The organism is Marinobacterium arenosum, assembly GCF_019795155.1.
GTDB lineage: Bacteria > Pseudomonadota > Gammaproteobacteria > Pseudomonadales > Balneatricaceae > Marinobacterium_C > Marinobacterium_C arenosum.
On sequence record NZ_JAILYN010000009.1, the window covers coordinates 74,431 to 87,553 of the forward strand.

A 13,123-nucleotide genomic window follows, 5' to 3' on the forward strand; every position below is an offset into this window, starting at 1 on the left:
GCCGATGCTGCCAACCTATTTCATCAGTCATGGCTCGCCCGAGCTGCCGCTGCAGCAGGACGAGTATCCGGAATATCTGCGCGGCGCCGGGCTGATTCCGCCGGATACCCGGGCGATCCTGATGGTCAGCGCCCATTGGCTGACGGAGCAGCCGCAGCTGTCGGCGGCTGAGCAGCCGGAGACGGTGCATGATTTCTACGGTTTCCCGGAGCCGCTCTACCGGCTGCGCTATCCGGCGCCCGGCGCACCGGTATTGGCGCAGCACATCGTCGAGCGGCTGCGCAGCGCGGGTTATCCGGCGACCACCGATTTCCGGCGCGGCTTGGACCACGGTGCCTGGACGCCGTTGTTGCTGATGCGGCCGGAGGCCGACCTGCCGGTGTTTCAGTTGTCGCTCGGTATCGGGCGGGGACCGCAGTGGCACCTGGAACTGGGCCGGCTGTTGAAGCCGCTACGCGAACAGGGCTTGTTGGTCATCGGCAGCGGCGGTACAACCCATAACCTGCGTGACTTTATTTATTCCCCGCCGGGCAGTGGGCCTCAACCCTATGCGGTCGAGTTCGTCGATTGGATCGAGCAGCGGCTGCAGGACGGCGAGCTCGATGCGCTGCTGAACTATCGCCGGCAGGCGCCGGGCGCGGTGCGGGCCCATCCGACCGACGAGCACCTGCTGCCGCTCTATCCGGCGCTGGGCGCCGCCGAAGGGGAGCCGGTCAGCCTGCTGCACAGCAGCTGGCAGGGTTCGTTGCATATGGCGGTCTATCGGTTCGGCGATCGCTAACGGCCGGGTATTTCAGGCGGGGTTCAGCTAGCCTGCACCAGCATCGCTGAAAACCTCTCCGGCAGCAAAGGGACTCCGCCATGAAAACCAACCTGCAGGGCCCGGTTCTGGGCCTGTTCATCTTCCTCGGCCTGGCCGCACTGGGCTACCTGCTCGGCGACAGCGCGATCCGCTTCAAGGAGTACGAGCGTACCGTCAAGGTCAAGGGGCTGGCGGAGCGGGAGTATCCGGCCGATATCGTAATCTGGCCGATCCAGTTCAGCGAGGCGGGCAACGATCTGGCCGCGCTCTACGAGGCGCTGGAGAGGGACGGGGCGCTGATCCGCCAACTGCTGACCGACAACGGTATTCCGGCGGATCAGATCAGCCTGTCGCCGCCGGCGATCACCGACAAACTGGCCCAGCAATACGGCGGCGGCCCGCGCGCCGAGTTCCGCTATAGCGCGCTGCAGACGGTGACGGTGTACAGTCAGGATGTCGAGCGGGTGCGCAAGGCGCAGAGCCGGTTGGGCGCGCTGGTCAAGCAGGGCGTGGTGTTCAGCGGCAATCCGTACCAGAACGCCACCGAGTACCTGTTCAGCCGCCTGAACGAGGTCAAGCCGGCGATGGTCGAGGAGGCGACGATGAAAGCCCGCGAGGTGGCGGAGAAGTTCGCCCAGGACTCCAACAGCCGGCTCGGCAAGATCAAGTCGGCCAGCCAGGGGCAGTTCTCGATCAGCGCCCGCGATCGCAACAACCCCCATATCAAGAAGGTGAGGGTGGTCTCTACCGTGGAATACTACCTGGTCGACTAGTCGGTGGCGGTGCCTTTTCTATGGGTTCTTCGCGGATTAGCGGGAAACATCTATATCCGATTCACAAGCGCCGCGTGGGCACCTAAAACGTGCCCACCCGACAAGGCTGGTTTTTCACCCCGCCAATGTAGGGCCGGACCCGGCCGGGTAGGCCTGGCCGGCCAAACGCCGACAGGCGTTTTCAACCACCTGCGGCGGTGGCGCCCCGGGTGGCGCCCTACAGGGCTCTGCCGTAGCTGCCCGCTTTTTATGTTCTCTATCTTCCCTGAACGGTCAGGCCAGCAGCTTGTTCAGCAGGTGGTTGGCCTGTTTCTGCAGCAATTCCTGGTAGTGGCCCGACAGTTTCAGGATCAGCACCTTGTCCTCATCCTCGCGGCGTACATCGGCGGTGCCGAGCAGGTTGCGTTTCAGATCCGGCACCTCGGTCAGTGCGGTATGGCTGATCAGTTCGTTGCTCTGGGTGGTGCGGGTCAGGAAGCGGGCTTCCTCCAGCAGCAGTTCAGGTTTGTCGAGCCGGCCGCGGGCCAGTGCCATATGCAGGTTCATCACCGGCAGGAAAGCGCGGATGCGGGCCTGGTTGTAGCCCTTGTAGAGCAGGTTGAACAACAGTGCGGCGCACACCGCGTTGACGCCGTGATTGTCGTTAGCGCCCGGCCGGTCGAAATTGACCCGCAGGTCGCCGTTGGCCAGTTGATGGGCGGTGCCGCCGTAGATCGCGGCTGACTGGCCGGCCATCCGCGCGTAGACCTTCAACAGCTGCAGCCGTTCGCTCTCTTCGACATTGCCGCCATGGGAGCTGGCGACGTCGATATAGAGACAGTAGCCGGCTTCGTCGCCGGGCAGGATCAGTTCCAGCTCCTGCTCGAGGGTGTACAGGTCCAGCTGTACCTCTTCACGCAGTGCCTTCAGCGGGTTGCGGGTTTTTACCGTATCGGCGGTGGCGGTGGCGGTGGCGTGGCCCGGTTGCCGGTCGCGGTCGAGCTCCTGTTCGTCGAGATCGAACGGTTGTTCCGCATCGGCCTCGGCTGGCTGGGCCGGCTCTTCGTCGGGCTGGCTGCTGGGCTGGAACTGCGGCATGGTACGGCCGCGCTGTTCGGGCCTCAGCAGCTGGACCAGCGAATCGGTTTCAAAGCTGGGTTCCAGTCGGCGGGCGCTCTGCTCGTCGCTGGTCGGTTTTGCGGCCGGATGCTCTTCAATCTCTGCCAGTGCAACGTCTTGGGGCTCGGAAGACGGCTCGTAATGATTCCAGGGCTGAGTTCGCTGGGCGGATTCGGTCGCGTATGCAGGTTCTATTGAAGGAGAGAACTGACCCTCATCCCGCACGATATCGCTGATAAACGGGATATTCTCCTCGGGAACTTCGGCTTCGTCTGAACACTGGTGCTCTGGCGCGGCTGAGGTTCGACGCTGTTCAGCTGCATCGATCTGGTCTGCCTCGGCATATTGCGCCGCCATTTGATCGGATAGCGCTGAGTCGGCTTCGAATGCCGGCTCGCTGGCCGGTTCTGCCTGCACAACTGTAAGCGCATCCAAAGCGTTCTTTTCGGTTGGTTCGCTGGTCCTGTAATCGGCGTAAGGCGCCTCGGTGGCCGGAAACTCCGGCTCATCGTACGGCTGTGTTTCCACCTGTGGTCCGGCGGCGAACGCGGAGTCGGCAGCGGCGGGTTCGGCCGGGCTCTGCTGCTCGGCAAGCGGTGCGCGCTCGCGCAGCAGCCATCCCAGAGACAGCAGGGTCGCCAGCAGGGTCAGCAGGGCGAACAGCCCGCTCTGCATCAGCTGGCGCTGCAGCGGTGCCGCCAGTGGTGCCGGATCCAGCCAGAACGTCAGCTGGCTGAGGTTGTCCGGTGCCAGCGGCCGCTGCATCTCCAGGCCGCCGGCCTCGCCGGCACGGGCCACGGTGCCTTCGCGATCGTCATGCAGCTGGGCGGCGCGTATGTACGGCAGCATGACCAGTTCATTGAGCAGGTAGTTCAGGCTGACCCGGTCGTTGGCCAGCAGTAGTGGGCGGGCCAGCAGGCTGGTCTGTTGCAGCAGCAGTTCGCCATGCTGGCGCACCTCCTGCTCGGCATGGCGTTCGGCGGCGTAGTGCAGGAACAGGCCGGCGCTCAGCAGGCATGCCAGCAGCAGGCTGGCTACTGAGATCAGGATGCGGTTGCGGCGGCAACGGAATAACTGCACTTCGGCTGGCTCCGGTGTTCGGTGGCTTGCTCTGGGTGGGCCCGATAATAGCAGCTGCGCGGGCAACGCTTAACCGAAAACTGCTATCGGCAGCGACCGGCGCCACCGGCGGATACGGGGTTTGGCTGTCTGAATTGGGTCCTGATCCTTGAGATAGCGCCGGGTTGATCGATAACTATATGAAAATAAAGAAAAAAAGTGCTGGCGGAATAATATGCACTAATTGGGTAGGAATTGTGACCAAGGCTGCGCGGGGCGTTATAATGGCGCCATCAGCGATCTGGAAGGATGAGGCATGAACGTAGAACAGTACATGATTGAGCTGGGGCAGCAGGCAAGAGATGCGTCCCGGCTGGTGGCCAAGGCGGACAGCGGGATGAAAAACCGCGCGCTGCTGGCCATGGCGGAAGCCATCGACAGCAGCCGAGAGGCGCTGGCCGAGGCGAATGCCCGCGATCTGGAAAACGGCCGCGCCAACGGCCTGGACGATGCGATGCTGGACCGTCTGGAACTGACCCCGGCGCGCATCGACACCATGATCGAGGGCCTGCGCCAGGTCGCTGCTCTGCCAGATCCGGTCGGTGCCATCACCGACCTGAACTACCGCCCGAGCGGCATCCAGGTCGGCAAGATGCGGGTACCGCTGGGGGTGATCGGCATTATCTACGAATCGCGTCCGAACGTTACCGTCGAAGCGGCCAGCCTGTGCCTGAAATCCGGTAACGCGACCATCCTGCGTGGTGGCTCCGAGGCGATCAACTCCAATCAGGCGGTTGCCCAGTGCATCAAGCAGGGGTTGAAAAAGGCCGGTCTGCCGGAAACCGCGGTACAGGTGGTGGAAACCACCGACCGTGCCGCCGTTGGCCAGCTGATCACCATGCCGGAGTACGTCGACGTGATCGTGCCGCGTGGCGGCAAGGGGCTGATCGAGCGGATCAGCCGCGATGCCAAGGTCACGGTGATCAAGCACCTGGACGGCATCTGCCACGTCTACATCGACAATGACGCCGACAAGGGCAAGGCGATCAACGTGGCGCTGAACGCCAAGACCCACCGCTATGGCACCTGCAACACCATGGAGACCCTGCTGGTAAACGCGGCGGTGGCCGGCGATATCCTGCCGGAGCTGGCCGAGCGCTATATCGCGGTGGGTGTCGAGCTGCGCGGCTGCGAGCAGACCCGCGCGCTGCTGCCGCAGATCAAGCCGGCCAGCGAAGAGGACTGGTCGACCGAATACCTGGCGCCGGTGCTGTCGATCAAGCTGGTCGACTCGATGGACCAGGCGATCCGCCATATCAACAAGTACGGTTCGCACCATACCGATGCGATCATCACCGAGAACTACACCAAGTCGCGTGCCTTCCTGCGCGAGGTGGATTCCAGCTCGGTGATGGTCAACGCTTCGACCCGTTTCGCTGACGGGTTCGAATATGGCCTGGGCGCCGAGATCGGCATCTCCACCGACAAGATCCACGCCCGTGGACCGGTCGGCCTGGAGGGGCTGACCTCGCAGAAGTACGTGGTGCTCGGCGACGGTCATATCCGGCAGTAACGGATGAATCAATCGGCGTTCGTATTCATGGGCGGTACATTCGATCCCGTCCATCATGGCCATCTGCGCACCGCGCTGGAGATCCAGCAGTGGCTGGCGGTGGATCAGGTCTGCCTGATCCCCTCCAAGATGCCGGTGCACCGGGGCGAGCCGGGCTGCAGCTCCGAGCAGCGGCTGGCGATGGTGCAGTGCGCGGTGGCCGACACCGAGTCGTTGAGTGCCGATCCGCGCGAGATCCTGTCCGAGCAACCCTCCTACAGCCTGCTGACGCTGCAGTCGCTGCGCGACGAGTTCGGCCCGCAACGGCCGATCTGCATGGTGATGGGGATGGATGCCTTCCTGACGCTGCCGAGCTGGCATAACTGGCGGCAGTTCATGGAACTGTGCCATATCCTGGTGGTCACCCGTCCGGGCTACCACTATCAGCCGGACGCCGATATGCGCGATTTCATGCAGCGCCACCAGACCGACGACAAGCAGCGCCTGCTCGGTGAGCCGGCCGGCTGCGTGCTGCTGCATGAACTGACACCGCTGGCGATCTCGGCCACCCAGATCCGCCAGCTGATCCGTGCCGGGCTGTCGCCGCGCTACCTGCTGCCGGATCGGGTCTGGGACTACATCAAACAACACCAACTGTACGGCTACCGTACAAACTGAACTGAGATAGCTCTGAGAAATATGCAGACTGACAAACTGATTGAACTGGTGCTGGACGCGCTGGACGATATGAAAGCCAAGGATGTCGTAGTCCTGGACGTACAGGGCAAGTCCACCGTGACCGATTTCATGGTCGTCGCCAGCGGTACTTCCAAGCGCCACGTGGTGTCCTGTGCCGAGCACGTGATCGAGAAGGTCAAGAAGGCCGGCCGTCTGCCGCTGGGCATGGAGGGCGCCGAAGTGGGCGACTGGATCCTGGCCGACCTGGGCGAGGTGGTGGTGCACGTGATGATGCCGGACGCCCGCAGCTTCTACGATCTGGAGCGGCTGTGGAGCTTCGATGCCGATCTGGCCGAGGACGCCTGATCGACCATGAAGATCCGTCTGATCGCCATCGGCGGCAAGATGCCGCAGTGGGTAACCGAGGGCTACAACGAGTACGCCAAGCGGTTGCCGCCGGAAGTCTCGCTGGAGCTGGTCGAGCTGCCGCTCGGTCACCGCGGCAAGGGTGCCGACCTGGCGCGCGCCAAACGGCAGGAGGGCGATCAGATGCTGGCCGCGATTCCGAAAGGGGATCGCGTGGTCGCGCTGGAGGTGGGCGGCAAGAGCTGGTCCACCGAACAGCTGGCCGGGCAACTGGAAAGCTGGCAGATGGATGGCCGCAATGTCAGCCTGCTGGTTGGCGGTCCGGATGGGCTGGACGGCCGTTGCGTGGCCGCCGCCGACCAGAAATGGTCGCTGTCGTCGCTGACCCTGCCGCATCCGCTGGTGCGGGTGTTGCTGTCTGAACAGATCTACCGTGCCTGCACCATCCTGCAGGGCCACCCGTACCATAAATAATCACCGGACCGATGGCAGCCGAACGTCTCAAGGATCATAGCCAGGAGAGTCGTACCTTCACCGCCCGCGCGGTGATCGCGCTGTTGATCGTGCTGATCATGCTTGGCGTGCTGGTCGGCCGGCTCTACTACCTGCAGGTGTTGCAGTACGACCGCTACAACACGCTGTCGGACAACAACCGGGTGCAACTGCAGCCGGTGGCGCCGACCCGCGGCCTGATCTACGACCGCAACGGCGTGCTGTTGGCCGACAACCGGCCCAGCTACAGCGTGACGATCCTGAAAGAGGAGATCGACGACCTCGAGCAGACCCTGGCCGAACTGCGCAAACTGATCCCGCTCACCGATAAGGAGATCGAGCGGTTCCGCAAGCGCTATCACCAGCGCCGCCGGCCGTTCACCTCGGTGCCGGTGCGGTTCCGTTTGTCCCAGCAGGAGATCGCCACGCTGGCGGTCAACTATCACCAGTTGCCCGGCGTACGGGTGGAGGCCGAGCTGATCCGTTACTACCCCTACGGCGCCTCGTTGGTGCATGCGCTGGGTTATGTCGGCCGGATCAACGAACGCGAGCTGCAACGGGTTAGCGAGCAGAACTATGCCGATACCCACTACATCGGCAAGCTCGGGGTGGAAAAATTCTACGAAGACGTGCTGCATGGCCAGGTCGGCCATCAAAAGGTCGAGACCAACGCCCGCGGCCGGGTAATGCGGGTACTGGAGCGGACCGACCCGGTACCCGGTGCCGATCTGACATTGCACCTGGATATCCGCCTGCAGCAGATCACCGAGAAGCTGCTCGGCGACAGGCGCGGTGCGGTGGTGGCGCTGGACCCGAATACCGGCGGCATCCTGACGCTGGTGTCGGCGCCGGGCTATGACCCGAACCTGTTCGTCACCGGCATCTCCAACGAGGACTACAGCGCGCTGCGCGAGTCCGACGACCTGCCGCTGTTCAACCGCGCCATCCGTGGCCGCTACCCGCCGGGCTCCACCATCAAGCCGATCACCGCGCTGGCGGCGATCGATGGCGGTGGCCTGACGCCGGACTATCGGGTGTTCGATCCCGGCTTCTATCAGCTCAGCAAGAACGGCCGCAAATACCGTGACTGGAAGCGCTGGGGGCACGGCTGGGTCGATATGAAACACGCGCTGGCCCAGTCCTGCGATGTCTGGTTCTACTCGATGGCCCACAAGATCGGCGGCGAGCCGCTGTGGAACTATCTCGGTAAGTTCGGTTTCGGCCAGGTGACCAGTTACGACCTGCCGGAGGCTTCGCCGGCGATCCTGCCGTCGCATGAATGGAAGAAGCGTACCCGCAAGCAGGGCTGGTATACCGGCGATTCGCTGAACCTCAGCATCGGCCAGGGCTTCATGCTGGCGACTCCGCTGCAGCTGGCCACCTCGATGGCGGTGATCGCCAACCGTGGCCGCTGGGTACGGCCGCAGATGATGAAATCAGCCCATAGGCCGGAGGGCGCGCCGGTGCCGCTGCCGCAGGCCAAGCCGCTGCCGGAAGACGTGACGCTCAACCATCCGGAGTACTGGCAGGAGATCATCGACGGCATGGTCGAGGTGATGCACGGCGAACGGGGCACCGCCCGTCGCGCCGCCCTGGGGGCCGGCTACACCATCGCCGGCAAGACCGGCACCGCCCAGGTGGTCGGCATCAAGCAGGATGAGGAGTATGACGCCGAGAAACTGGCCGAGCGCCATCGCGACCACGCCCTGTTCGTCGCCTTCGCGCCGGTCGAGGCGCCGAAGATCGCCGTGGCGGTGATCGTCGAGAACGGCGGCGGCGGCTCCAGCACCGCCGCCCCGGTCGCGCGCCAGGTGATGGATGCCTACCTGTTGGGGATTGATCCGACTGAAACCGAGGAAAAGCCGTGAACGCGAGGGATTTCCAACGCACCATGCCGGAGGCTGGCGAGCACCTGCGCCGTCGTCCCGGCCTCTGGAGCTATACCCGGCTGGATGGCTGGTTGCTGGCGCTGCTACTGATACTCTGCGGCGTCGGTCTGCTGATCCTGTACAGCGCCTCCGGCCAGGATATGGGCTATGTCAGCCGTCAGGCGGTGCGGATGGCGGCCGGCTTCCTGGTGATGATCGTGCTGGCGCGGATGTCGCCCCGCTTCATCGGCCGCTGGGCGATCTGGTTCTATGTTGCCGGTGTCGCACTGCTGGTGGCGGTATTGCTGTTCGGTGTGGGGGCCAAGGGGGCGCAGCGCTGGATCGCGTTGCCCGGCTTCCGCTTCCAGCCGTCCGAGATCATGAAGCTGGCATTGCCGTTGATGTTGGCGTACTACCTGGCCAACCGCCCGTTGCCGCCGCGCATGAAGCATATATTCATCTCGCTGGTTTTGGTCGGCATGCCGACGGTGCTGATCATGAAACAGCCGGACCTCGGCACCTCGCTGCTGATCGCCGCCTCCGGTATCTTCGTATTGCTGTTCTCCGGCATCCTGTGGCGCTATGTGTTCGCCGCGCTGGGGCTGGCCGCGGCGGCATTGCCGGGGCTGTGGATGGTGATGAAGGACTACCAGAAGCAACGGGTACTGACCTTCCTGGACCCGGAGAGCGATCCGCTCGGCTCCGGCTGGAACATCATTCAGTCGAAGACCGCCATCGGTTCGGGTGGTGTCACCGGCAAGGGCTGGTTGCATGGCACCCAGTCGCAGCTGGATTTCCTGCCGGAGTCGCATACCGACTTCATTATCGCGGTGGTGGCCGAAGAGCTGGGCCTGGTCGGCGTGCTGGCGCTGCTGCTGCTGTATCTGCTGATTATCGCTCGCGGCCTGATGATCGCCGTCAATGCCCAGGATTGTTTCGGCCGACTTGTCGCCGGCAGTGTGACTCTGACATTCTTTGTCTACGTTTTCGTCAATATTGGCATGGTTAGCGGTTTGTTGCCTGTTGTAGGTGTACCCTTGCCGATGGTCAGTTACGGGGGGACCTCAATCGTCACCCTGATGGCCGGCTTCGGTTTGTTGATGTCGGTACACAGTCATCGCGCCATGTTGTTAAGGTAGGAAGTTTCAGGATGCGTACTTTGATCCGATCGATGCTGGCGACCGCCACCCTGGCGGGCGCTATGATACAAACCGGCTGCGCCGCCACCGAACGTGGCCACGAGCAGAACTATGCCCGCCATCCGCAGGCCCAACCGCTGATCGCCGAGTTGAGCCAGCAGGGCTTCGAGGAAAGCTACCTGAAATCGGTGCTGGGGCAGGCCAAGCGGCAGGAGTCGATCCTCGAGGTGATGGCGCGGCCCGCCGAGCGTCGGCTGACCTGGGGCGAGTACCGCAAGATCTTCCTCGGCCAGACGCGGATCGATCAGGGGGTGGCGTTCTGGCGCCAGCATGCCGACACCCTGGCGCGCGCCGAACAGACCTACGGCGTGCCGGCCGAGATCATCGTCGCGATCATCGGCGTGGAAACCCGCTATGGCAGGATCATGGGCAACTACCGGGTGCTGGATGCGCTGGCAACGCTGGGCTTCGATTATCCCAAACGGGGTGAGTTCTTCCGCGGCCAGTTGAAAGAGTACCTGATGATGGCGCGCGAGGAGTCGATCGAAGACCTGACCGCATTGAAAGGTTCCTACGCCGGCGCGATGGGCTTTGGCCAGTTCATCCCGTCCAGCTACCGTAACTTCGCCGTCGATTTCGATGGCGACGGCAAACGTGATATCTGGAACAACCCGGTCGATGCGATCGGCTCGGTGGCCAACTACTTCAAGCAGCATGGCTGGCAGAGCGGTGAACCGGTGCGGGCGCCGGTGGTGTTCAACCAGCCGGTGCAGGATGATTGGGTCAACCAGGGTCTGAAACCGCAGCTGAGCCTGCAGCAGTGGGCCGAACGTGGCGTCGGCACCGACCAGACGCTGGACCCGACCCAGCCGGCCACGCTGATGCGGATGCAGAGCGGCGAGCAGTACCGCTACTGGCTGGGACTGCATAACTTCTACGTGATCACCCGCTACAACCACAGCCGGCTGTATGCCTCGGCGGTGTACGAGCTGAGCCGGGAGGTCAAGGCGGCGCGTGAGAAGGTGTCGTCATGAGAATGCTGGCCGTCGCCCTGCTGAGTCTGCTGCTGGCCGCCTGTTCGTCGATCGGCGACAAGCGCAACCCCAATGAGGGGCGCTACTCGATCAAGCAGGACCACGGTCCGCGCCAGACGGTCAATCTGGACCATGTCGAGGATGCCGTGCCGCGGGTCGAGGCCAAGAGTCGCGGCGGCAACAAGCCCTCCTACCGGGTGCTCGGCAAAACCTACCGGGTGATGGACTCGGCGCAGGGCTACAAGGAGCGCGGCACCGCCTCCTGGTATGGCAACAAGTTTCACGGCCACAAGACCTCCAATGGCGAGGTCTACGATATGTACGCCATGTCGGCGGCCCACAAGTCGCTGCCGCTGCCGACCTACCTGCGGGTTACCAACCTGGACAATGGCCGCCAGGTGATCGTGCGGGTCAATGATCGCGGGCCGTTTCACGGCAACCGGTTGATCGACCTCTCCTACGCGGCGGCCTACAAGCTGGATATGCTGCGCAAAGGCACCGCCCGGGTGGAGCTGGAAGCGATCGATCCGCGCAGTTGGCAGCGCAGTACCAACGTGCTGGCCGCGGCCAAGGCACCGCCTGCTCCGGCAGTGAAACCAAATCCGGTTGTGGCGGTCCAACCCGCCGCACCGTCCCCGGCTGTTAACCCGGCGGGAGCCACGACTGCCGGCGTGGGCGGCCGCTTTCTGCAGATCGGCGCTTTCTCCACCCGGCAGGCCGCCGAGCAGGTGCGGCAGAACGCACAGTCCGTGCTCGATGAGCTGAGTGTGCGGGTAACCCCGGTCGAGGTGGCCGGCCGCACGCTGTACCGGGTCCAGGCCGGGCCGCTGCTTGGTTCATCGGCTGTTCAGCCGCTGGTGGATCTACTGGAGCGCGCCGGTTATGCGGGGGTGCGCCTGGTGGAGCTGCCCTGACAGAGCGGCACCCTTGTGTGAACCAGCCCGGTTAAGTAGAGTTAGCCGGGTCTGATTGCTTAATACTTGGTCGATTGTTCAGGTGCCGTTGCGGTATCGACGATCGGCCTGTCAGAGGTACCTCGCCGATTACAAAAACGGCGGGGGCCTATCTTTGAACCAACCGATAAACAGGTACGATGTTTAAAAAGATCGCCACACCCCTGTATCTGCTGATTTTCACCCTGTTTGCAGCCCAGCTGCAGGCTGCCACGTTGATCCCGTCACCGCCGCAGATCAACGCGCGGGCGTATATTGTCATGGATGCCGATACCGGCAAGGTGATCACCTCCCACGATGCCGACAAGCGTTTCCCGCCGGCCAGCCTGACCAAGATGATGACCGCCTACATCCTCGAGTACGAGCTCAGCAAGGGCAACGTCTCCGAGGACGACCTGGTGCTGGTCAGCGAGAAAGCCTGGCGTACCCAGGGCTCGCGGATGTTCATCAAGGAGGGCACCCAGGTCAAGCTGGGTGACCTGATGCGCGGCATCGTGATCCAGTCCGGTAACGACGCATCGGTGGCGGTGGCCGAGCATATCGCCGGCAGCGAATCCGCCTTCGCCGACCTGATGAACCAGCATGCCCAGCTGCTGGGCATGGAGAACACCCAGTTCCGCAACGCTACCGGCCTGCCGGCGGATGATCACTACTCGTCGGCGGTCGACCTGGCCAAGCTGGCGCAGGCGATCATCGAGCGCTTCCCGGAACATTACGATATGTACTCCCAGAAGTACTTCACCTACAACAAGATCCGCCAGCCGAACCGCAACAAGCTGTTGTGGCGCGACAAGACCGTCGACGGCCTGAAGACCGGCTTCACCGATGCGGCCGGCTACTGCCTGGTGGCCTCCGCCGAGCGTGACGGCATGCGGCTGATCTCGGTGGTATTGGGCACCAAGAACGAGAATGCCCGTGCCCAGGAGAGCCAGAAGCTGCTGGCCTACGGCTTCCGTTACTTCCGTACCCACAAGCTCTATGACGCCGAGCAGGTGCTGAACCAGGCCCAGGTATGGGGTGCGGAGAAGGACCAGGTGGCGCTCGGCCTGGCCGAGCCGTTGTCGGTCACTATTCCGCGTGGCCAGGCTGACCAGCTGGATGCCAGCATGGATATCGACAAGGTGATCGAAGGGCCGATCGTCAAGGGTAGCGAATACGGCATGGCACGTGTCACCCTGAACGGTGAGCTGGTGGCGGAACTGCCGCTGATCGCGCTGGAGGATATTCCTCAGGCGGGCCTGCTGAAGCGGATCTGGCACGCCGTGCTGATGTTTTTCTTCAGCCTGATTGGCTAAGCGACCCTTTCAAT

General features: G+C 63.5%; 12 protein-coding genes. 11 read left to right on the forward strand and 1 reads right to left on the reverse strand.

Annotation, left to right across the window (positions count from 1 at the left end; translation table 11 throughout):
- The first annotated feature begins 4 nt into the window (after positions 1-4).
- Together K6T12_RS06305 and K6T12_RS06310 are read left to right on the forward strand one after the other, a co-directional pair.
- Entirely contained in the window at positions 5-781 is a 777-nt protein-coding gene (locus tag K6T12_RS06305) for a DODA-type extradiol aromatic ring-opening family dioxygenase (RefSeq protein ID WP_222220594.1), read from the forward strand.
- An 80-nt stretch (positions 782-861) separates the two neighbouring features.
- On the forward strand, positions 862-1,575 hold the full coding sequence (locus K6T12_RS06310) for an SIMPL domain-containing protein (RefSeq protein ID WP_222220596.1): 714 nt from the start codon (positions 862-864) through the stop codon (positions 1,573-1,575).
- Between the two features lie 273 nt (positions 1,576-1,848).
- Here the strand turns inward: K6T12_RS06310 and K6T12_RS06315 are convergent, their stop codons facing one another.
- Positions 1,849-3,753 carry a hypothetical protein gene (locus tag K6T12_RS06315; protein WP_222220598.1) on the reverse strand — a complete coding sequence of 635 codons (1,905 nt, stop codon included), beginning with the start codon at positions 3,751-3,753 and terminating at the stop codon, positions 1,849-1,851.
- Between the two features lie 295 nt (positions 3,754-4,048).
- Between K6T12_RS06315 and K6T12_RS06320 the strand changes: the two genes are divergently transcribed.
- The 9 genes from K6T12_RS06320 (at position 4,049) to K6T12_RS06360 (ending at position 13,109) form a co-directional block, all read left to right on the forward strand.
- Entirely contained in the window at positions 4,049-5,305 is a 1,257-nt protein-coding gene (locus K6T12_RS06320) for a glutamate-5-semialdehyde dehydrogenase (RefSeq protein ID WP_222220600.1), read from the forward strand.
- Between the two features lie 3 nt (positions 5,306-5,308).
- A complete protein-coding gene (gene nadD / locus K6T12_RS06325) occupies positions 5,309-5,962 on the forward strand; it encodes a nicotinate-nucleotide adenylyltransferase (RefSeq protein WP_222220602.1) in 654 nt (217 codons plus the stop codon).
- Positions 5,963-5,983: 21 nt separating this feature from the next.
- Positions 5,984-6,328: a ribosome silencing factor gene (gene rsfS, locus K6T12_RS06330; RefSeq protein WP_222220604.1), complete on the forward strand. Its 345-nt coding sequence runs from the start codon at positions 5,984-5,986 to the stop codon at positions 6,326-6,328.
- 6 nt (positions 6,329-6,334) lie between these two features.
- Positions 6,335-6,802 (forward strand): 23S rRNA (pseudouridine(1915)-N(3))-methyltransferase RlmH, encoded by a 468-nt coding sequence (rlmH, locus tag K6T12_RS06335; RefSeq protein WP_222220606.1) that lies wholly within the window; start codon positions 6,335-6,337, stop codon positions 6,800-6,802.
- Between the two features lie 11 nt (positions 6,803-6,813).
- The gene (gene mrdA, locus K6T12_RS06340) at positions 6,814-8,688 is read left to right on the forward strand and encodes a penicillin-binding protein 2 (protein WP_222220608.1); all 1,875 of its coding nucleotides are present in this window, start codon (positions 6,814-6,816) and stop codon (positions 8,686-8,688) included.
- Complete coding sequence (gene rodA, locus K6T12_RS06345) at positions 8,685-9,827, forward strand: rod shape-determining protein RodA (RefSeq protein WP_222220610.1); 1,143 nt, start codon at positions 8,685-8,687, stop codon at positions 9,825-9,827. The genes mrdA and rodA overlap by 4 nt, the downstream gene beginning before the upstream one ends.
- A gap of 11 nt (positions 9,828-9,838) precedes the next feature.
- Entirely contained in the window at positions 9,839-10,861 is a 1,023-nt protein-coding gene (gene mltB, locus K6T12_RS06350) for a lytic murein transglycosylase B (RefSeq protein ID WP_222220612.1), read from the forward strand.
- On the forward strand, positions 10,858-11,775 hold the full coding sequence (locus K6T12_RS06355; RefSeq protein ID WP_222220614.1) for a septal ring lytic transglycosylase RlpA family protein: 918 nt from the start codon (positions 10,858-10,860) through the stop codon (positions 11,773-11,775). Before mltB ends, K6T12_RS06355 begins: the two co-directional genes overlap by 4 nt.
- A 179-nt stretch (positions 11,776-11,954) precedes the next feature.
- Positions 11,955-13,109 (forward strand): D-alanyl-D-alanine carboxypeptidase family protein, encoded by a 1,155-nt coding sequence (locus K6T12_RS06360; protein ID WP_222220616.1) that lies wholly within the window; start codon positions 11,955-11,957, stop codon positions 13,107-13,109.
- Positions 13,110-13,123 lie beyond the last annotated feature (14 nt).